Annotated in this window: 16 protein-coding genes; 2 read left to right on the top strand and 14 right to left on the bottom strand. The window is 40.5% G+C overall.

Going from position 1 to position 21,241, the window contains the following annotated elements:
- Nucleotides 1-106: 106 nt before the first annotated feature.
- On the bottom strand, nucleotides 107-1,156 hold the full coding sequence (argC, locus tag C0Q44_RS08685; RefSeq protein WP_105406907.1) for an N-acetyl-gamma-glutamyl-phosphate reductase: 1,050 nt from the start codon (nucleotides 1,154-1,156) through the stop codon (nucleotides 107-109).
- Between the two features lie 332 nt (nucleotides 1,157-1,488).
- Between argC and cls the strand changes: the two genes are divergently transcribed.
- Complete coding sequence (cls, locus tag C0Q44_RS08680; protein ID WP_105406906.1) at nucleotides 1,489-2,937, top strand: cardiolipin synthase; 1,449 nt, start codon at nucleotides 1,489-1,491, stop codon at nucleotides 2,935-2,937.
- Between the two features lie 143 nt (nucleotides 2,938-3,080).
- On the opposite strand, the gene C0Q44_RS08675 is transcribed toward cls, so the two are convergent.
- The 9 genes from C0Q44_RS08675 to C0Q44_RS08635 form a co-directional block, all read right to left on the bottom strand.
- A complete protein-coding gene (locus C0Q44_RS08675) occupies nucleotides 3,081-3,989 on the bottom strand; it encodes a YitT family protein (RefSeq protein ID WP_105407655.1) in 909 nt (302 codons plus the stop codon).
- Between the two features lie 124 nt (nucleotides 3,990-4,113).
- A protein-coding gene (prfB, locus tag C0Q44_RS08670; RefSeq protein ID WP_105406905.1) for a peptide chain release factor 2 occupies nucleotides 4,114-5,227 on the bottom strand; the annotation gives its coding sequence in 2 pieces (ribosomal slippage) (nucleotides 4,114-5,154 and nucleotides 5,156-5,227; 1,113 coding nt in all).
- A 477-nt stretch (nucleotides 5,228-5,704) separates the two neighbouring features.
- Nucleotides 5,705-8,209, bottom strand: coding sequence for a preprotein translocase subunit SecA (secA, locus tag C0Q44_RS08665; protein ID WP_105406904.1), 2,505 nt, complete (start codon nucleotides 8,207-8,209; stop codon nucleotides 5,705-5,707).
- 1,021 nt (nucleotides 8,210-9,230) lie between these two features.
- On the bottom strand, nucleotides 9,231-9,794 hold the full coding sequence (gene hpf / locus C0Q44_RS08660) for a ribosome hibernation-promoting factor, HPF/YfiA family (protein ID WP_105406903.1): 564 nt from the start codon (nucleotides 9,792-9,794) through the stop codon (nucleotides 9,231-9,233).
- Nucleotides 9,795-10,215: 421 nt separating this feature from the next.
- Nucleotides 10,216-10,413, bottom strand: a complete 198-nt coding sequence (locus tag C0Q44_RS08655) for a cold shock domain-containing protein (RefSeq protein ID WP_017691992.1) — start codon at nucleotides 10,411-10,413, stop codon at nucleotides 10,216-10,218.
- Between the two features lie 281 nt (nucleotides 10,414-10,694).
- On the bottom strand, nucleotides 10,695-11,054 hold the full coding sequence (gene fliT / locus C0Q44_RS08650) for a flagellar protein FliT (RefSeq protein ID WP_105406902.1): 360 nt from the start codon (nucleotides 11,052-11,054) through the stop codon (nucleotides 10,695-10,697).
- Nucleotides 11,051-11,434 (bottom strand): flagellar export chaperone FliS, encoded by a 384-nt coding sequence (fliS, locus tag C0Q44_RS08645; protein ID WP_105406901.1) that lies wholly within the window; start codon nucleotides 11,432-11,434, stop codon nucleotides 11,051-11,053. The genes fliT and fliS overlap by 4 nt, the downstream gene beginning before the upstream one ends.
- Before the next feature lie 23 nt (nucleotides 11,435-11,457).
- Nucleotides 11,458-12,939, bottom strand: a complete 1,482-nt coding sequence (fliD, locus tag C0Q44_RS08640; RefSeq protein ID WP_258166217.1) for a flagellar filament capping protein FliD — start codon at nucleotides 12,937-12,939, stop codon at nucleotides 11,458-11,460.
- A 13-nt stretch (nucleotides 12,940-12,952) separates the two neighbouring features.
- Entirely contained in the window at nucleotides 12,953-13,345 is a 393-nt protein-coding gene (locus C0Q44_RS08635) for a flagellar protein FlaG (protein WP_105406900.1), read from the bottom strand.
- 160 nt (nucleotides 13,346-13,505) lie between these two features.
- Here C0Q44_RS08635 and C0Q44_RS08630 point away from each other — a divergent pair, with 160 nt between their 5' ends.
- On the top strand, nucleotides 13,506-13,973 hold the full coding sequence (locus tag C0Q44_RS08630; RefSeq protein ID WP_105406899.1) for an FAD synthase family protein: 468 nt from the start codon (nucleotides 13,506-13,508) through the stop codon (nucleotides 13,971-13,973).
- A 103-nt stretch (nucleotides 13,974-14,076) separates the two neighbouring features.
- On the opposite strand, the gene C0Q44_RS08625 is transcribed toward C0Q44_RS08630, so the two are convergent.
- From C0Q44_RS08625 to C0Q44_RS08610, 4 genes are read right to left on the bottom strand one after another with little or no spacing between them, the layout of a single operon-like run.
- Nucleotides 14,077-16,206 (bottom strand): hypothetical protein, encoded by a 2,130-nt coding sequence (locus C0Q44_RS08625; RefSeq protein ID WP_105406898.1) that lies wholly within the window; start codon nucleotides 16,204-16,206, stop codon nucleotides 14,077-14,079.
- 12 nt (nucleotides 16,207-16,218) lie between these two features.
- The gene (locus tag C0Q44_RS08620) at nucleotides 16,219-17,883 is read right to left on the bottom strand and encodes an SAM-dependent methyltransferase (protein ID WP_105406897.1); all 1,665 of its coding nucleotides are present in this window, start codon (nucleotides 17,881-17,883) and stop codon (nucleotides 16,219-16,221) included.
- 14 nt (nucleotides 17,884-17,897) lie between these two features.
- Entirely contained in the window at nucleotides 17,898-20,039 is a 2,142-nt protein-coding gene (locus C0Q44_RS08615) for a hypothetical protein (protein ID WP_105406896.1), read from the bottom strand.
- A 21-nt stretch (nucleotides 20,040-20,060) separates the two neighbouring features.
- A complete protein-coding gene (locus C0Q44_RS08610; protein WP_105406895.1) occupies nucleotides 20,061-21,236 on the bottom strand; it encodes a LicD family protein in 1,176 nt (391 codons plus the stop codon).
- Between the last annotated feature and the right edge of the window lie 5 nt (nucleotides 21,237-21,241).

The following is a 21,241-nucleotide window of genomic DNA, read 5'->3' as shown; positions in this document are numbered from 1 at the left end:
CGTTCAGCTATATGCTGATGATCCGCCTGCTTAACTTGATCCGTTCTTCCCAAGCCAATTCGAGAATGCATTGTATATGCTCCATGCTCCTCTCAAATTCAAAGCCTTATGGATACACCGGTGTCATGTTCAGCCCGAGGTTTTCCTCCCATCCCATCATCAGGTTCATATTTTGAATCGCTTGCCCGGAAGCACCCTTCACCAGGTTGTCAATGACCGAAATAACGGTCAAACGTCCTGTACGAGGATCTACCGCAAATCCAATATCACAATAGTTGGAGCCGTATACTTCCTTTGTCGAAGGCCAGATACCCGGTTCCCGTACCCGTACGAAAGGTCTGTTTTCATAATATTTGCGGTACAGATCTACGATCTCGCGATCACTGTGTTCTCCAACAAGGCTCGCATACATGGTAGTCATGATTCCACGTGTCATAGGTACAAGGTGTGTCGTAAACGTCACCGTCACCGGATTGCCCGTGATGCTGCCAAGAACCTGCTCGATCTCGGGAATATGTTGATGTTTGTTCAATTTATAAGCTCTGAGATTCTCATTCATCTCTGCATAATGGTTCGTCAGACTTGTTCCGCGCCCTGCTCCGGATACGCCGGATTTCGCATCAATAATAATGCTGGAAGGATCAATCCAGCCTGCTTCCACCGCAGGGATCAGCCCCAGAAGGGTAGCAGTTGGATAACAGCCCGGGTTGGAAATAAAGTTCTGGCCTTTCACGTTATCCCCGTACACTTCTGCCATACCATATACCGCCTGTTCCAACAAATCAGCTGCAGGTGCAGGGTGCTTATACCACTCTTCATACACCGCTCCATCCTTCAGTCTGAAGTCTCCAGACAGATCAATGACCTTGAGCCCTGCTTCCAGCAGACTCGGTACGAGTTTTGCGCTTACGCCGGACGGGGTCGCTGTGAATACAAGATCCGCTCGACTTGCAATCTCCGCCGCATCTACACCGTCGAGTGGCCTATGAATCACGCCCGTCAAATGCGGGAATCCATCTGCGATAGAATCCCCACTGCTGGATGAAGATATCACCGAAGTGATTTCAACCTGCGGATGGTTCTGGAAAAAACGAATCAGCTCCACCCCGCCGTAGCCGGTGGAACCGACGATTGCCACTTTTAATTTGTTATTCACTCTCGCTCCCCCAATCTCGATGTATGCGCTACTTGTGCTAAGCTGAGGCCCCAATGAGTGCTCATCCTAGCAATTCCGTCGCTTATATGCATATTTGTGTATTATTATACGACTCTGGTTATATAAATACAACACTCTATCATCAATTTCACATGGATTTTTATCCATTCCGAACGATATCTTTTTTAACATCTGGGACGAATAGGGAGACTTCTGTTAAAATACGTATTAGTAGTAAACATTACAACCAGAGTCTCATTCATAACTAACCTGCACAATCTAGGATAGGTGAATAGATTCATGATGGTCATTATGAGACATGGGGGTCTACAGTGCATATCGAATCCATCTTACTTATTGTGCTCCTGGGCCTGAATATTATTTTCGCAGCAGCAGTCGTTTTCTTCGAGCGGAAGGATGCCAGTGCTTCCTGGGCTTGGCTGCTCGTCCTGAACTTTATTCCGGTGTTTGGATTTGTACTTTATCTTTTGACCGGTCAGAACCTGACCCGATACCGGCTTTTCCAGTGGAAAGAACGCAAGAAGCTCGGACTTGAGGAACGCATTGAGAACCAGCTTGCGCAGTTGCAGAATAACCGTACTCCTTTTCGCAACAAAGCTACAGAGACCAGTCAGGACATGATCTATATGAACCTGAAGCAGAATGGTGCTCTGCTGACGGAGGATAATGCGGTTGAGATCATTACGGATGGAACCGATAAATTCCAGCGACTCCTGGACGATATTGAAGCGGCTCAGGATCACGTACACGTGCAATACTACATCTATAGAGGCGACCGTCTAGGCAAAAGAATCCGGGATGCACTCATTCGCAAAGCGCAAGAAGGCATCAAAGTTCGTCTGCTCTATGACGCGCTCGGCTCGCGACGGGTATCCAATCGCTTTTTCAAGGAACTGCGTGAAGCGGGCGGCTTGGTGGAGGTATTTTTCCCATCCAAATTCAGTCTGATTAACTTGCGTATGAACTACCGGAACCACCGCAAAATCGTCATCATTGATGGCAACCTTGGATATACGGGCGGATTTAATGTAGGGGATGAGTATCTTGGCTTAAACTCGAAGTTCGGTTATTGGCGCGACACACATCTGCGTATTCAAGGAACTGCCGTGCATGCGCTTCAGACCCGGTTCCTTCTGGATTGGAATGAAGCATCCAAACAACACGACACTCCTTATGTTCCCGCACATTTCCCTCATATTGAGGGTACAGGGAAGACGGCCATGCAGATTGTCTCCAGTGGACCGGATGCCGAGACGGAGCATATCAAGAACAGTTATCTCAAGATGATTAACGGCGCGAAACAATCGATCATGATTCAAACACCGTATTTTATCCCGGATGCCAGTGTATTCGAAGCGATTCGTCTGGCGTGTCTGTCCGGCATTGATGTTCGCATTATGATTCCGAATAAGCCCGACCATGCCTTCGTATATTGGGCTACCTTATCTTATATTGGTGAATTGCTAAAAGTCGGAGCCAAAGTGTTCATCTACGACAACGGCTTCATTCATGCCAAAACACTGATTATTGACAGTTTGGTTGCATCCGTGGGAACCGCCAATATTGACTACCGCAGTTTCCGGTTGAACTTTGAAGTAAATGCGTTTATGTACGATGAAACGATTGCGACAGCACTTGTACAGACCTTCGAGCACGACTTGCACGTATCGCGAGAACTGTCGGTGGAGGAATACCAAAAACGCAGTTTTCTTATCCGCGTCAAAGAAGCCATTTCCCGTCTGCTGTCTCCAATTCTATAAGCATTCTTCATTCATTCCAAAAGATACAAAACAACAACAGGAACTTCCTCTCCCGTCTTTTCGGGTGAAGAAAGTGCCTGTTGTTCCATGAAGTCATATCTTATTAAGCCTATACGGCTCACTCGCTATATTTTATACGCTTTTCACACGTGTTCTCCCCGTTTAAAGCCTTCGCCAAGCACTTCGTGCGCATTACTAATAATAACAAAAGCCCCCGGGTCCACAGACCGAATCAACGCTTTCAGTCTCGGCACCTCATTTTGTCCAACGACTACCATCAATACCGTTCGTTGATCGTCAGTGTAACCACCTTTAGCTTCAAGTTTCGTCAATCCGCGATCCAGATCATCCAGAATAACCTTGGTAATGGATTCGGTCTGGTTGGAGATAATATAAGCCACCTTGGAGAAGCCCAGCCCCATCTCAACGGCATCAATTACTTTTCCAGTCACATATAGTCCAATCAGCGCATAGAGCGACTGTTCCAATGACAATACAAAAGCAGCCATAATAATAACTGTAGCATCCATAATCACAACACAAAGAGAGTAACTGAGTCCGCTATACTTTTGCACGATTCGGGCGAGAATACTCATGCCTCCTGTTGATCCTCTACCCCGATACACAATCCCGATTCCCAAACCAACGCCAATTCCTCCATAAAGGGAACCAAGCAATGGATTCGTTGTTGGGATGGCCCAATCCTTCGTGAGATAGACTAACAGTGGCAGAACAATGCTGCCCAGTACCGAACGAACACCGTATTGCTTGCCGATGAGCAGGAAACCTGCAATTAACAACGGGATATTAATCGCCCATTGCGTGTAGGCTGGCTCCAGATTGAGCCACTCCTTACCCAAGATGGACAACCCGGATACCCCACCCGAAGCGATCTGATTCGGTAATAAGAATAAGTTAAAGGCCACTGCGATTAAAAACGAGCCTACAATAATAGATACCGTATCTACAACGTTCCTCCACGGACCATTGAGCGGAATGAGGGTAGTCAATCTTTTTTTGCGGTTATTGTGTAGCTGTGATCGTTGTTGCATGTTGTCGCGCTCTCCTTTGATGTGACTGATGGGATGTTCATTCATTTTCTCTATATTATTCAAAAAAAAGCTCCTGTACACACCAGCATACGCCTACACGTATGGGTCCATACAGGAACTTATATTAATCGGTATCCACTTTAATCTGGCTACGCAAATAACCATCGATGAATCCATCGAGGTCGCCATCCATCACTGCTCCTGTATTTCCTGTTTCCACGCTTGTACGGTGATCCTTTACCATACTATAGGGATGGAATACATAGGAGCGAATCTGGCTTCCCCATGAAATATCCGACTGATCTCCTCGGATTTCATCCAGATGCTGTTTTTGTTCTTCAATTTTGCGCTCATACAATTTCGAACGAAGCATCTTCATCGCCCGCTCACGGTTTTTAATCTGTGAACGTTCATTCTGACACGTTACAACCACACCGGTTGGAAGGTGGGTAATCCGCACAGCTGAGTCGGTGGTATTGATATGCTGTCCACCTGCGCCACTCGCACGGTACGTATCGATCTTGAGATCCTCTGTTCGAATGTCCAATTCAATCGTATCATCAATCTCAGGGACCACGTCGCAGGATACGAAGGAGGTGTGTCTACGGCCCGACGAGTCAAAAGGTGAGATCCGTACCAGTCGGTGAACACCCTTCTCGGCCTTTAGATAGCCATAAGCATTATGTCCTTTGATCGAAAGTGTCACACTCTTGATTCCTGCCTCATCACCTGGCAGATAATCCAACACCTCAACCTTGAAACCACGCTTTTCGGACCAGCGTGTGTACATCCGCAGTAGCATCTGTCCCCAGTCCTGTGACTCGGTACCACCTGCCCCTGGATGAAGTTCCAGAATGGCATCCATCTTATCATACGGCTGGTTCAGGAGCAGCTGAAGTTCGAACTCGGCCACCTTGCCTACGATCGATGTAACGCTTCTACCGATCTCTGTCGCTAGTTCTTCGTCGCCCTCTTCATCAGCAAGCTCTGCCATCATCACCGCATCGTCGTACTCCTGCTGGAGCTTCTCATATTGATCCACAGATCCCTTCACCGCGTTCAGATCAGCAATTAAAGCTTGAGCCTTATCACTATCGTCCCAGAAATCCGGGGCAGACATCTTCACCTCAAAGTTCTCAATCATCTCCTGCTTGAGATCTAAGTCAAAGAGACCCCCTAAGGTTTGTTAGTTTCTTGCCTATTTCACGCAGGTCCTGCTTGACGCTTGGATCGATCATGTGCAATTCCTCTTTTCATTAAGATAAACTCCCCGCATCCAGGGTATTCCTCCAGATCAAGTATTGATGCGTCACCCCGGTGTTGAGATTACTGATATATCAGCCAATCTCTTCTCCATGATCATGGTCATATGAATATAACTATGCACCATTAACCGGTTATGCATCCTTCACTTCATCCTATGGATTACCCGGCTGCGAGGAGCCGTTCATGTCATGCTATATAAGTTGACCTAATTAATGTTACACCTGTCACTCCGATTACAGTGGCATCTTACGATCACTCTTATCCCCAGATTTTCTTGATTCCCTCTTACAAGGGATAAATCCGGGGATAGCGTACGCTTCCGATGTAGCTTTCTTGCAGAAAGCTTTTAGGCGAACGCTCCGCTTCTTCAGATCGCTTCTGCACTCTCTGTTATGGTGTAAAATCAAGGTTCAACTTATTACACTATAGTGTATATAAAAACCATTGTACTATTCTTGGCCGTGGCAGTGTTTGAACTTCTTGCCGCTACCGCATGGGCATGCGTCGTTACGTCCGATTTGGTCAGAAACCTTCACTGGACGTTTCTCAGCTGGCTCACCGCTTGTCGAGATCTGACTTTCCTCAACAACCGCTTGACGCTCCTGATTGCTCTCGATCTGTGCTCTCATCACATAAGTCGCTACTTCTTCCTGAATGGAAGAAATCATCTGATGGAACATCTCGAAGCCTTCGAACTGGTACTCACGCAGCGGATCTGTACCGCCGTAGGCACGAAGGTGGATACCTTGACGCAATTGATCCATGGCATCAATATGATCCATCCACTTGCTGTCTACTGCACGGAGCACAACCACTTTCTCGAATTCACGAACCATCTCTTCCCCAATTCGCTCTTCACGTGCGTTGTACTTGTTCTGTACTTTCTCAAACAAGTAGTTGATGATCTCTTCGGCTTCTTTGCCCCACAGATCGTCTTTCGTGATTGAACCTTCATCCAGCAGTTTGCTGTTCATATAGTCAGCAACTTCCTGCAGCTCCCAGTTCTCCGGAATATCGTCACTGCAATGTGCTTCAACAATACGTTCAATAGACGGTTTGATCATATCCATAACGATCTGTTTGATATTCTCGGATTCCAACACCTCGCGGCGCTGTTTATATATAATTTCACGTTGTTGGTTCATCACATCATCATATTGAAGAACGACTTTACGCACGTCAAAGTTGTTACCCTCAACACGCTTCTGCGCCGATTCTACTGCACGGGTAATCATCCGGCTCTCGATCGGTTGGTCTTCTTCAAAACCAAGGCGTTCCATCATGTTCAATACGTTGTCTGCACCGAAACGTCTCATCAGTTCATCACCCAATGACAGGTAGAACTGCGTTGAACCCGGGTCACCTTGACGTCCCGCACGTCCACGCAACTGGTTATCAATCCGGCGTGATTCGTGACGCTCTGTACCGATAATATGAAGGCCGCCTACTTCAGCTACACCTTCACCCAAGATAATATCCGTACCCCGTCCAGCCATGTTGGTGGCAATCGTTACTGCACCCGCTTGTCCAGCTCCTGTAATGATCTCTGCTTCTTCTGCGTGGTACTTGGCGTTCAGTACCTGATGTCGTATACCACGGCGTTTCAGCATATCCGAGAGGCGCTCCGAGTTCTCAATGGACACCGTACCTACCAGAATCGGTTGGTTTTTGCTGTGACGTTCCACGATCTCTTCCACAACGGCCTTGAACTTGCCATCAATGCTCTTGTACACAACATCTGCCATATCATCCCGTTTGTTCGGACGGTTCGTTGGAATTTGCAGTACTTCGAGACCGTAGATTTTTTTGAACTCTTCTTCCTCGGTTTTCGCTGTACCTGTCATGCCCGCAAGTTTGCGGTACATCCGGAAATAGTTCTGGAATGTAATCGTAGCAAGCGTCATGCTCTCGTTCTGCACTTCGATGCCTTCTTTAGCTTCAATCGCTTGGTGCAATCCATCACTGTAACGACGTCCAGCCATCAGACGACCGGTGAACTCATCCACGATCATAACTTCTTCATCAGTCACCACATAATCCACGTCACGACGCATGATTACATTGGCTTTCAAGCCCTGTACGATGTGATGATTAAGTGTAACATTGGCATGGTCATACAGGTTCTCGATCCCAAATGCTTTCTCTGCTTTGGCTACACCCGCCTCAGTCAACGCTACGGATTTCACCTTGATGTCTACCGTAAAGTCTTCTTCTGGAACCAGACGTTTCACAAAACGATCTGCTGCATAGTACATGTCAGTCGACTTCTGAGCTTGTCCAGAGATAATGAGTGGCGTACGCGCCTCATCGACCAGAATGGAGTCCACTTCATCAATGATACAGAAGAACAATGGGCGTTGTACCATTTGCTCTTTGTAGAGCACCATGTTGTCACGCAGATAGTCAAAACCGAATTCATTATTCGTTCCGTACGTAACATCACATGCATATGCATGTTGTTTCAAAGCATGGTCCATACCGCTCAGGTTAACCCCTACCGTCATGCCCATGAACTCATAGATTTGTCCCATTTCCTGGCTATCCCGTTGAGCCAAATAGTCATTGACCGTAACTACGTGTACACCTTTGGACATCAATGCATTCAGATACACGGGAAGTGTTCCTACCAGCGTTTTACCTTCACCTGTTTTCATCTCGGAAATACGGCCTTCATGCAGCGCGATTCCGCCCAGCATCTGTACATCATAATGACGTTTGCCCAGTACACGGCGTGAAGCTTCACGTATGGTTGCAAATGCTTCCGGAAGAAGTTCATCTGTTGTTTCTCCCTTTTCAATACGAGCACGGTATTCGTCCGTTTTACCTTTCAGTTGCTCATCAGACAACGCCTGAAGTTGTGGTTCCAGTTTATTGATCACATCGACTGTTTTCATCAGACGTTTAACATCACGTTCGTTCATGTCTCCGAAGATCTTTTTGACAAGTCCTAGCATGGTATACCCCTTTCGTGCAAAACAGAATAGACCCCTGTTGCCGCCACGCGACACCATCGGATGGATATTGCATCCACTTGCCCGGGGTGACAAACAATATGATTTAAGCTTAATGAAGGTTACACTTCGTCAACTCAGTTGCCAGAATGTCCTTTCGATCGCTGTTATCCCCAGATTTCTTTTAAACTCTCTTCTCAGAGGGGGGAATCCGGGGATAAAGCGTATGCTTCCGATGTAGCTTTCTTTCAGGCGAACGCTTCGCTTCTACAGGTCATTTCTGCCCTCTTCGTCATCCGTGTAAAAATCAAATTCAAATCATATGCTAATAAGTAATATGATGAATCAACTCCAGGCTTGCCAAGGGTCCCTCATGAAGCTGATTCGGTATTTAACCGGATTCGGTTATTAAGAACTAGCCGAAGCCCGAGCCTTACGAATCATGTTCATGGTGCTGTGCCTGTCATTGATTATGATTAGCGATCATTCGTTGACAATTCTCCATCAGGACAATGATTCTCTTTGCATAAATTGTAACAGTTTGTAAGGGCCGCCGCAACAAGCCACGGCACACTTCTTTGAACTTCTGAGGCTTATTAAATGGAGTTTAAGTGCAAAAAATCATAGTCGTTAGCGGAAGCCTTCGGTTCTGATGTTTCATTTTCGTTATAAGATAGCCACGATAACGAATTTTGGTGGTAAATCTGGATGGAAATCTCAATATTCAGTTTATGAATTCATGTGTACGAATATTTTCGTAACCCGAGTGAATCTCGTATTCAACTTATGCTTTAAGTAGTACAGATTGTGCTTCTTTCTACTATCTATTAGACGCAGCAGCATGGGGAATAGTTTCACCATTTTATTTCCACAGGTCATTTCCCAACCTCTACGCACAAAAGAGCCCCATCCCCTAAGGGATGGAAGCTCTTGTTAGGTCCAATCCAGGAAAGTCCCTTTCCTGTGTTCGTTATTTGATTAGTTAATTATTCACATGCATGTCCGATAATACAATACGTTATGATTAACCTTGTTCGATCAATCCATACTTGCCATCGTTCCGTTTGTAAACAACGCTCACTTCTTCACTGTCAATGTTGGAGAATACGAAGAAATTGTGGCCAACCATGTTCATTTGGAGGATTGCCTCTTCCACGTCCATTGGTTTTAACATAAAGCGTTTCGTCCGTACGACTTCAAAATCATCGTCATCCGTATCCGTGTCCAGTTCAGCTGTAGCTACAGTACCTGTTGGATCTTCAACGAAGAGTGTTTTCAGGCTGCCTTCCTGGCGGAACTTACGGTTAACTTTGGTTTTGTGTTTGCGGATCTGACGTTCCAGCTTGTCTACCACAGAGTCAATAGATGCGTACATATCATCGCTCTCATCCTCAGCGCGGAGCACAATGCCTTTCAATGGGATCGTCACCTCTACCGTATGCAAACCTCTCGTCGTGCTCAATGTAACAGCACCGTCAGAGTTAAGGGGTGCATCGAAATACTTCTCGAGTCTACTCAACTTTTTGTCGACATAATCTTTCAAAGCATCGGTAACCTCGATTTGCTGACCTCGAATACTTAAATTCATAGGGCACTCCTCCTTTTTCCTTTGCCACTTCATTATAACACGAATGTTAGCGCCATGTAAAAACTCCCGGTGACCGAATAATGACATCTGTTCAAGCCACATCTGCCAACGTAGGCATAACGCCATTTTTCGCGATATTTCATCATATTCAGCCATAATCGTTTGTTTAGGTGGTATGACTTATCAGGCGCTTGATGATGTACTTAACCGTTTTTGAGCCTGCTCAATCTATTATGTAAAATGAACTTCAATTTATCTCATGAATCTACCAGATTTATATCAAATTTGACCCTCAACCGATCCCGAAATCTCGAATAGATTAGAACAAAAAAAGACCCCGGAACGTACCGGAGTCTGATGCTAGCGATAATTCAATTTGGTAACCATCTAACCATATATGTAGGTCGGATTGTCCGGATGATTATAATTTGATTACGTTAGCTGCTTGCGGTCCACGTGCGCCTTCGACGATGTCGAATTCTACGGATTGACCTTCTTCCAAAGTCTTGAATCCTTCGGTTTGAATTGCGGAGAAATGTACGAATACGTCGCCGCCATCTTCAGTCTCAATGAAACCGTAACCTTTTTCTGCGTTGAACCATTTTACTTTACCTTGCATGCACTAACATTCCCTTCGTCATCAAATGAAGTGAAGCTTTCGGCCTTAACCTCTGCCCACAATTCAGATGATACCATCCAAAGTTATCCATTGTCAATTGGAAACGTAAATGTTTTCTTGGAATTTTTTGTAGATTAATTGGGGATTGTGTTGAAAGGTGAAATATCTTGAATATATCTGTTAAATGGAGGGTTGGGACGTCTATTTTAATGAAAGCAAAAGAACCCCATACTGAGTATTTGCCAGTACGAGGTTCGTTGTAATTATAAAATACTTTGTTACTACTTTCGTTTATCCATAAGATAACTCTCGGAAGCATACTTGGATTCATATACCGTACGTTGCGTTTTGGCCGTATTTCGTTGGAGCAACCATTCCTGCGCTTCGTTTTTAAGTGATGACATACGTTGCTCTATTATCGTGTCATATGCCAAAACCTGCTTCAGCGCTTCTTTTTGCAGATCACTCATCTCTTGAACATCCAAAACATCATGTAATTGTTGCACTAGAAGTTGACGCTCTTCAACAAATTGTTCTACATGATCAGAATCTTGAATCTCTAAATCTTTGATAAAATTCTGCGTAAGCTCAGAAAGTTGGCTGAGAACATCGTTTATCAAAGTCTTGTTGTTACTATTCATTGAGCTGAAGCTCCCATTGCTTGCTTGCTTGCTACAATCCAAGTCTCACGCAGTTCCTGAAAATATCCCAGAGCTTCTTCCCCATGCTTGATCTCTTTTTTAATATTTGCTTGAATCAACAAATGATTCATGTACTCGTATAGCGAGAACAAATCTTTAGACACAGGATAAGATAGATTCAACGTAGACATTAACTCGCTGACAATCGTTTGAGCTTTGCCAAGGTTCACATTCGCTTTAGAATAATCTTTGTTTTTAATTCCTTCCAGGCCCAATTTGGTAAACCGAATTGCACCATCATATAACATAATAACCAATTGTCCTGGAGTGGATGTTTGAACTGAAGACTTCTTATATTTGTCATAAGGAGATGTAATCATGCCAAACTATTCCTCCTTTAAATTTATTGAAAATAACTTGCTAAACTGGAGGACTGGGACTGGAATTGACTCATTGCTTTTTCCATAGCGGCAAACTGTTTGTAATATCGAGTCTCCCAAACAGTCATTTTTCTATCCAAGTCTGAAATCCTACTATTGTAGTTTTTCAATTGTAGGCCCATACTACTTTCTGTTTTCAATGCGATGCTAGCGTCCGCATCCTGCTTCGAAGTACCTACTTTTTTAACTAACATATCCAAAGTTGAATTCAATTCTTTTCTCAATCCACTAAAGATAGCAGGATTGTTAGCGTCATTAGAAGGGCCTCTAAAAGCACTTAGAATTCTATCAGGATTACTGTCCAACGCACTTTTAAGTTTAACCTCATCAATCTGTAGTTTACCCTTCTCATAGTATTGCCCAGTTGTTATTCCTGCCTCACTTAGCACTTTCAAGTTGCCTGAAATGACAGACCTCATTGATGCTACGGTCGAGCTTAGAATCGTATCATTTTTTAGAAGGCCACTTTTTGCGCGCTCTTCCCAGTTCTTAATATCGTCTTCCTTCATGTCCTTTTTTTGCTCTGCAGTCAAAGGTGTATAATCACGATACTTCGCTTCAGATAATTTCGTATTCATTAATCCCAATAATTCATTGTAGGTATCAACAAAGGATTTTATCGTCTCCATCGCTTTTGTAGGGTCAGACTGTGTTGAAACCTTGCTGGGTGAGCCTACGTTCGTTTCTAACAGGGTCAAATTCACACCATTGACAACCAATGTATCTCCAGTAGTTTCATATTTCCGGGTACCCGAAGAAGTGGTAATGTTTACTTCACCTTTTACAGCCCCATTCGCTTGTAAACCCAGCAAACCCGATAAAGAACTCGGCATTACCGCCCCGCCATCCCCTGTCCCCGTGATTACTTTCCCATTCTCTCTTGAGGTGATCGTTAGCTTACCACTGATCTCATCATAACTTGCATTAGCTGTTGGGATTTCGGAATTAATACGAGAAATTACGGTTGATAAAGAGTCTGTATTTTTGAATACTAACGATTTATCATTAATATGAAGTTCATATTGTGCTGGAGGTGTACTACTTTGGTCAAGCTGCGCTAGCGTAGTGCTCAAGCTTGCTTTTTCGTCGGGCGTCCCTGTATTTAACGCTGTTAAGTTTTGCAAATTTGCTTTCTTAGCCAATGTTTTCACTTCAACACTCATTGTTACAGAAATCGCATCTACGTTTGCCTCTGCTCTAACTGCTGTTGTATTTCCACTAACCGTCGATTTTTGTGTGTTTGTTGCTGCGGACAAATCCATTTGTTGCAATTTGTTGCTTAGCTGCACAATTTTACTGTTTAACTGTCTATAGCTATCTCTGGTCCAATCCAGAATCTGTTTCTGTTGATTTAACTTATCAAGCGGAACTCTCTTCACTGTCATAAGAGATTTGACCATACTGTCAATATCCATACCTGAGAAGCCATTAATTCGCATATTCATTTATAGTAACCTCCTATACCTTTTCATCAATTAGGATACCCGCAATTTCCATCATCTTGGCTACCAAGTCTAATGTTTTTTCAGGTGGAATCTCGCGAATCAATTCACCGGTTTCTTTATTCAGGACTTTCACTAAGATTTGGTGAGTTTTTTCATGAACGCTCATCTCCAAAGTTGTTGTAGGTCCCTGAAGGGCTTTTACAGCTTTGTCAATCGCTTTAATAAGATGTTCGTCACCAGACGGAATGCTAATCCCTTGGCGTTCAAGCTTAGACATATCAACGCCGTTTCTCACTGCTTGAATGAGTTGTGTGTTCGAATTTACTGATGCTTCACTTGGTTGACTTAAAGAACTTGAAGTACTGTTGTTCACTGAATTCGTTGAAAGTGAGAACTGTAGATTCATCGTTCATCCCCCGATGGAATTATTTATTATATTTATCGGTCAAATTAAAGAGAGAATGAAGAGGTATTTAAAATTCGCATATAAATAGACTTTACATGCATTTTTTTTTAAAATACGCTTAGACAAACGCGTCTTCAAAAAAATAGTAGGAGTGAAATAAATGGATCGTTTAAAAGATATTATAAATCAAGAACCTCCTTACAAGGTCGGATACATTGCTGGAGTCTTCGATTTATTCCATGTAGGACATCTCAATTTACTCAAGAAAGCAAAAGAACGTTGTCATTTCTTAATTGTGGGAATTTTAGAAGATGAACTAGTAATGCACTTTAAGAACATAATACCTTTTATTTCTCAAGAAGAAAGACGTACGATAATTGAGTCGATTAAATATGTAGATCAAGCTGTGTTGGTTTCTGTGGATAATATTGACAAATTAAAAGCATGGGAAATCTATCAGTTTGATTGTCTTTTTTCTGGAGATGATTGGAAAGATGAGCCAAGTTGGGACAAAGATAAGGATCGTTTAAACCAACTTGGCTCTAATATTGAATTTTTCCCTTACACCAAAGGAACCAGTTCTACACAAATTCGTCAATCAATTCAGAATTCAGCAAAAAAAAGTTGAACCTGAATTAAAAGAAAGCGTCCAAATTTAATTCTGGCGCTTTCTTTTAATTACCAGTTCTCTACATTTCTCCTGTATATACAGCATATATCCCAACAAATCTTTAACAAACTACCTCTATTTCCCCTACACCGAAATCATCAATTAATACCATATTATAGAAGCTTTCATTTTCGATATTTGTGAATTTCCCTTGAATAAAACTATACATTACTTCAGAAACCATGTTATTAATAGGTGCGGATTGTTGATATACATTAAGAATATAATCACAGCAGAAATCTGTAATCGCTTGATGCATTTCACTTAAATATTTCATCTCTTTCTCAGTTCGTTTTTCAGGTCTATAGATAGGATTAGTATCCTCATCAAAAGAAGCTAATGAGGGCTCAAATGAAGTTACAACTAGTTCCATAAAGTTGTAATTTTCAAAAATATAGCTTTGTGTTTGATATGTGAAATCATTTTCGTAAAATGCCTTAATTGATAGCTGATTCTTCTTGAGGTTATTAATTTTATAATTCAAGAAATATAGCCCTGTTAATTCACAAGGAAGTAGGTCTGTAAGATACATTTGACAAGTGCCCGTTGAGACAAAATCGAATACTGCTATTTTATCCTCTTTTGAAAAGTTAAATTGTCTTATATATTTCATGTAATTTTCTTTTAATACAGATGAGCGTGATAAGATTGTTGTCTCATGCATTAAGACGTACTCTTCAACAGTTATTTTCGGATTATATGATAGTATTTCAATATTCTCTAGACTAAAACGTGTTTTTAGCAACTCTTCAGGTGAGTCCGTAAAGGGTATTTTGGCAATCTCAATAATATCTTCTCTTGAAACGATTGATGATCCTGCACAGATCATTCTTGAAGTAAGAAAATACTCATTTTCTGGCATGATTTCCATATTCAAAATACGAGTGGCCTGTTGATACAGTTTTTGTATTAAGTATCCATCCCTCGCTAAAAACAAAATTTTATCATAATTCCCCTCTTTCGATGCTTTAAGCAACCACAGTACAAAGTTGGTTATAATAGGGGCAACAAAAGAATAGCCAACGTCATACGTCGAAATGAGCTTTGGACGACCATCAGACTGATAAAGAGCAAAGGGGTTGTTAAATACCCGGGATAACTGAAGTCCTAACAAAGACCGATCATTAATAGAAGTTAAGCTCTTAAAAATACTACGATAAGATGAGATTTCTAGCATTTCCAAAGAACTTTTTATATGAAATGAGTCCAAACCATGTAACTTGGCAAACGTATAGTCCGCATCATAATTATCCCCTATATGAAGATAACTACTTGCTTTAACTTTATCTTTAAAAATATCAAACAAACCATCACATTTAGGCGTACGATATTCACAAGAAACAAATACATCTTTAAATCCACGAATACCCAAGTCAGAAAGGTAACGAAGTAATATGGTCTTCGGTAGATACATATCAGAGATGAGATATACATCCTTACCATGAGCGACTGCATACTGAAGTAACTCAACCATTTTTTCTCTTTTTATGAGCACTTCTTTTTCTGTCGCCAGCTCAAGCGCTAATAACTCTTCTTTCTCTTCTGATGATATTTGAGTTAGATCTTGCAGTTCCTCATATATTTCATAGATATTAGGGTTTGTTCTCATTAATAATGAACGCTCAGACTCAGCTCTTTTTTGTCTGAATTGTTGTACACTTAATCCAATTTGCAGAGCCTTCCCTTCAACTAAATCAAATACGTCTTGAGGATAAAGAACTTTCCTCATCATTAACGTATCAAAAATATCAAAACTGATAGCTTCATGCTTTAATATTTCTTCTTTTAGTGAATCCTCATTAACCTGGAAATATAACTCATTCTCATCCGAAATTCTTTGGTCATCAAACAACTCAAACAAATTATTTTTATTAACATCATAGAGGATAACATTACTATCAACATATAAATTAGAAATCCTATTAAATATAATTTTAACTGATTTTGAGCGCGCTATCACAATAATGGCTTCAACATCCAATTCAGAGGCTTCCTCAAATGTTAGTATTTTCTTGTTATAAATATCACCTGTTCTTACCGGATCCATTAATCCAATGACATTGAAGTCAGGAAACGCAGAGAGAATAGCTTGAGTATGAAAACCGATTCCGTACAGAACAATCCTACGATTTTTGAAATCAGAGAAATTCTCTCTAAATGTTTTTACTACAAAATCTTTCTCGCTGATCATACTCAGTTCCCCTTAATCATTTTTTCGATTTGCTTTTAATAATTTTTTTGCATTAACGCGCATCCCGTTTCGGTCTATATAGGTTCTTTTAAGGAAATTATGATACTCGTTATATTTTCGGTTCAAGGATACAAAGTTGTATTCTTCTTTTTCGAATTCTTCCCACAAATGATTAAGCCCGTATCTTTCCTGCATATCACCGAGCGGGATATATCTTTCTGCATCTTGAATGAAAAAATACGTATATTTTAACGCTCTGAACAAAACATATTTAGCAGGGTAGTGTTCCTTCACAAACTCCTGATCAAAGAAAATAAGCTCGTTATCATGATGAAAACAGTTCACCGGAATCATATCGATATAAGCCTTTTCCAGAATGACTCCATAGTCCAATGAGTCGTTATAGCCATGAAAGGAAGGATTCATGTGTTCAGTTTTAGTGGATGATTGCAGTATACTGTTGTATAGCTGATCAAATAACAATATGAATTCTTCAGGGTTCGTTCGGATGATGAGCTTTAAATAATCCGATAAAGTATCGTAAGCTACGTAAGGCATAACTAATCTATTTTCTTTGATGAGCGTTCGAATTACTTTTAACTGACTCGATTCTAATTCATCGTGGTTTTCTTTTATGTTTTGCAGTTGAGGTAACCCTTCTGAATATAAAGGTGTTTTCTTGACATTGCCATCACTATGAATTGTTGTTGCGAACCCGTCTCTCCGTCCACGATCAGTAGAGACAGCAGCATAAATTACATTACAAAAATCCATATCATTCAAGGAGCATTCCACCAGAAAAGAATTTGCCACAAATTCCAACGCATTGTTTTCAATTACATCATCGTACAGATCGTTTTCATACGCCAGCAGTGAAGAAGAATCAATATAATACGGGGTTAATCTTTCCTTCAAACTTGTTTTAGGTATAAATTTCTCAGAATAGATCAATTGAGGCAATCTATAGTCCGGCAGAGGATAATAAAACTTAAAATGTTTATAACCTGCATTTTCTATTATTGTAGTTAATTCCTGCTTACTGAAAGAATAGCCTGTTCCCTTTTTGTAAGAGCTTTGATTGATTTGGGCAAACGGAATTCCATAGTATGGATCAGGCGCACCACACAAATACTTCAAGCCAAATCTGTTCTCGACAGCGATGATAAGTTTTCCACCAGGTTTAAGACGCTCACCTATTGATCTTAAAAAGTCACTGTAGATTAATCTGTCCTTACTCCCTTTTCCTTCAAATTCCAAAAGTCCAATAAGAGTAATATAATCAAACTTTTGATCTAATGGAATATCTTTAATGTTGGCGGCATATATTTTAAGGTTTGTTCGATTTTTATGTCTCTCCTCAATTTGTTTGGCTCGTTGAAGCGACTCCTCCACTGAAACAACTTCTGCACAATGATCACAGAGGAGACCAGTTAAAGCTCCGAAACCACCACCTATTTCAAGTAAAGTGGAGCCAGGTTTAAAGTCATACCAGTTTAACAATGATTTCCTCAGTCGTGTTAGTTGTAGAAAAACATTCCACCTCGGATCCTCTGATATCAATTGATCATAGTTATCTTCGTTATTCTGTGAAATATAACTACAGATATCCATCTCTTCCTGACTGAGTTCTACTTCATCATTCTCACTTTTATAATATTGTGTTATGAGTAAAGTCATTTCTTATCCACCTTCTAAGTTGCTCGTGGTAATGTCATATGCCATTGGCCGAAGTCTTCCATCAACCTTAAGTTATCAAAAATTTCACACTGTTCGTTAGTATATCTTGATTGATGATAACTAAAAATGCTATCTACCACAAATTTATTGATTTCAATATTCATAATGTGCATATTCTCTATATAGTCTAAAAAAATGTCTTCGACAGCTTGATGGACTTCCTGAACATACATCATTTCCTTCCCGTTTCTTACTTCCTCACCATATATAAATTCACCATCAAGGCCCATGCTTGCAATGGAAGGATTCAGCGAAGTCATCACCGTTTCTAATAACAAGTAATTTTCGTAAGAATGGCTACAATAGACTTGTTCTACCATATTCTCAAACATAGCATCACCTGAAAGATTTAATTTTGATTCATCATTGTTATTGTATTTGCAATAATATAATCCTTCCAAATGGAATGTAGTAATATTATCCAATAACAATTGACAAGTCCCTGAAGAGACAAAATCCACGAAAGCGTAATTTCCTTCTGATTTCAGATTTAAACTTTCTATATAATTCAAGTAACTTTCTCGAATACGTTTTGCGTTTAAGAATATAGCTTCTTTATGGTAATATGCATACCACACTGAATCCACATGATTTTCTTCAACGTACTCATGTATTTCTGAATTAGCTAATCCGAATCTACGTTTAAGCATCTGTTCAGGCTCATATGCATGAGGTACTTCAGCTATCCACCGAATATCCTCTTCTGTCTTCACGGAAGCAAGAGTGCAGAGTGTTCTTGACGTCTGAAAATATATCCCTTTTGGAATGTCCATCCTCATTTTCTCACGCACAATAGAGTACAGCCTATGTGTAATCCACCCATCTCTAGCAGCAAATAATACATCATCATATTTTTCATTCTTCATCTTACCTATGATCCAAAATACATACTTTATAATCAGTGGAGCTATAAAAACGTACCCAAAGTTATAATTACTATCGACTTTCGGTTTTCCATCCGAATTATAGAGTGCAAATGGCGAATTAAACAATTTGGCTACAATTAGTCCGAACAGAGAGCGCTCATTGATATTATTGAGGCTATAGATCATATCCTTATATGAAGATAAAAGAAACATGTCATATGCACTTTTGATCAAAAAGATGTTAAACTTACTTTGGTTTTCCTGGACTATTTCATTTTCCGAGTCCACTCCTATATAAAGAGAACTTTCATTGCTATAATTGTTATCCCAAAAACTGAGCAATCCCTCACGTTTTGTTCGTTTATGTTCATTTGAGATTATTAAATCAGAATAGCCAGTTATTCCTTGGCTTAGTAACAGTGATTCTAAAAATTCTTTTTGAAAATAAGTATCACTAACCAAGTATACCTTTTTATTTTCATCTAAAGCATATCGCATCATAGCTTTGATTGAACTCCGACTACAAGTAATAGACGTCTCAACTTCTAGCTCAACTGCCATAGCTTCAAGAGCATTCTCAACAGAGATGTTGCTGATTTCAGCTAACTTTTCATATATTTCATTGATTGTGCCGTGTGACCTCATAACTTCTTGTTCGGCTTTGAGTCTTGCATTAATGTAGTCAGGAATCTTAATGTTAGCTTGAGTTAATCTATATTCAACAATATCCAATACATCCAACTTGATTAATGTCTTTCTCATGATTAGAACATCGTAAATATCAAAATAAATGATCTCATTTTTTTCAATTTGACTCTTTAGTAATTCTTCATGCACATCAAAATAACGTATCTGGGAATCGGATAGCCCCTGATATCCATAAACAGTAAATAAATTTCTTCCATCAACAGAGTACAATGGTATATTATTGGTATGACAAAAATAAGCTAACCGATCATAGATCATTTCTATATTTCTTTTAGCAGTAGCGACGATAATAATATCTGGCTTGTTTTTCAACACCTCTTCATAGGAATATACCTTCTTACCTAATAGCTCTCCGTGTTTCTTGTTCCCATCCATTAAACCTATAATATTATAACTGGGGTTATTATTCAGGATGAACTCGGCTACTACCCCTGTCCCATAAAGTATAATCTTCTTATTTTTATAAGTGTTGAACTGTTCTTTGAATGCCCTCTGGACTGTAGTCTCAAATAGATTGTCCATAATACCTCCCTCTATTTTTAATTAAAGCCAATATTGATTCTGTACAAAAATTGCATATTCACTGATTTTCATATTTTTTAGTTGCTCCACAATACTCCTATAATGGATACTGCAAATTAAAACAATTGTTTCTTTATCATTTTCATCTAGTAGATACTGTGGCGATTTCACATCAATATCTTGTATCGACATTCCCCACTTCATTGGATCATTATCTAGGATATATTTCGGGCGCTTATTTTCTGTTCTTTCTAAATAGTATTGAAGCATCTGTCCAGCTCCGAAAATAACAACGTTTTTACTATCAGTTACATCTTTAAGATTGTCAGAATTCATAATGAATTTAGTATAAGGAATCTCGATACTCAACACTCCAATATGGGCGGGCTTACGTTCTTCCTCTGGAGGCAAATCCATATACTCCCTTCCATATTTCAAATATAAGTAATTCTTGAATCCAACCGGAGCGGGCAATAGCATTGTCTGAAAATTCATAGGAGTTACATCTTTAAAATCTACTGTCTCCAGTTCTATAGGAAAATACTGATCAGCATGATATGCAAAACTAGTTACAAATTTAGAGTATTCACAGGAAGAGCTTGCTGCTTTAAGCTGTTTACTTATCCAACTTCTCGAACACATTTTAGTTCCTAATTTAAATAAGAACCAATGGAAATCGGATAACTCTAACAGCCCTTCCTTTCTTTTAAATGTTTTCGCATACATTAATCTTTGAAAAAATCTAATTCTGTTAACTTGTATTTTTCTTTTCGACTTATCTTCAGCAAGAAAATCTAATATACTAATATCTATCCAAATCCCAAAATTCGCCTTACAGCTCATGTGAGCATAAGTAATATTAGTAGTATGACTATTTCTAAGTCTTGCAAATCCCCCCAAATACAAGCCAGGATCGCTCTCCTCAGTCTGCAAAAAATATGGCTCTGTAAACTCCTTAGCCGCAACTAGTTTTAATTTCTCATAATCCTTTCGGGGCATTAGAAAATCTGCATCATCATCCCAAGGAATAAACCCCTGGTGTCTAACTGCTCCCAGCAATGTTCCACCCGACATATAATAGGTAAGATTATGTCTATCACATACTTCTTTTAATCTATCAATCAGATCCATTTCCACAGCCCATAATTTTTTCACTTCTTCTGAAGCCATATAATCTCTTACTACCACCTCTTTCACCTTCC

It is taken from the genome of Paenibacillus sp. PCH8, assembly GCF_002968835.1.
Lineage (GTDB): Bacteria > Bacillota > Bacilli > Paenibacillales > Paenibacillaceae > Paenibacillus.
The sequence above is the reverse complement of the archived record's forward strand: the minus strand, read 5'-3'. Positions and strand labels throughout refer to the sequence as shown.

Coding starts and splice junctions, on each gene's coding strand:
- secA (WP_105406904.1), bottom strand. CDS start 8,209: ATGCTAGGACTTGTCAAAAAGATCTTCGGAGACATGAACGAACGTGAT.
- C0Q44_RS08635 (WP_105406900.1), bottom strand. CDS start 13,345: ATGAATCTACAGTTCTCACTTTCAACGAATTCAGTGAACAACAGTACT.
- C0Q44_RS08615 (WP_105406896.1), bottom strand. CDS start 20,039: ATGGACAATCTATTTGAGACTACAGTCCAGAGGGCATTCAAAGAACAG.
- C0Q44_RS08630 (WP_105406899.1), top strand. CDS start 13,506: ATGGATCGTTTAAAAGATATTATAAATCAAGAACCTCCTTACAAGGTC.
- C0Q44_RS08625 (WP_105406898.1), bottom strand. CDS start 16,206: ATGATCAGCGAGAAAGATTTTGTAGTAAAAACATTTAGAGAGAATTTC.
- fliD (WP_258166217.1), bottom strand. CDS start 12,939: ATGAATATGCGAATTAATGGCTTCTCAGGTATGGATATTGACAGTATG.
- C0Q44_RS08620 (WP_105406897.1), bottom strand. CDS start 17,883: ATGACTTTACTCATAACACAATATTATAAAAGTGAGAATGATGAAGTA.
- fliT (WP_105406902.1), bottom strand. CDS start 11,054: ATGAATAGTAACAACAAGACTTTGATAAACGATGTTCTCAGCCAACTT.
- fliS (WP_105406901.1), bottom strand. CDS start 11,434: ATGATTACATCTCCTTATGACAAATATAAGAAGTCTTCAGTTCAAACA.
- hpf (WP_105406903.1), bottom strand. CDS start 9,794: ATGAATTTAAGTATTCGAGGTCAGCAAATCGAGGTTACCGATGCTTTG.
- C0Q44_RS08655 (WP_017691992.1), bottom strand. CDS start 10,413: ATGCAAGGTAAAGTAAAATGGTTCAACGCAGAAAAAGGTTACGGTTTC.
- C0Q44_RS08675 (WP_105407655.1), bottom strand. CDS start 3,989: ATGCAACAACGATCACAGCTACACAATAACCGCAAAAAAAGATTGACT.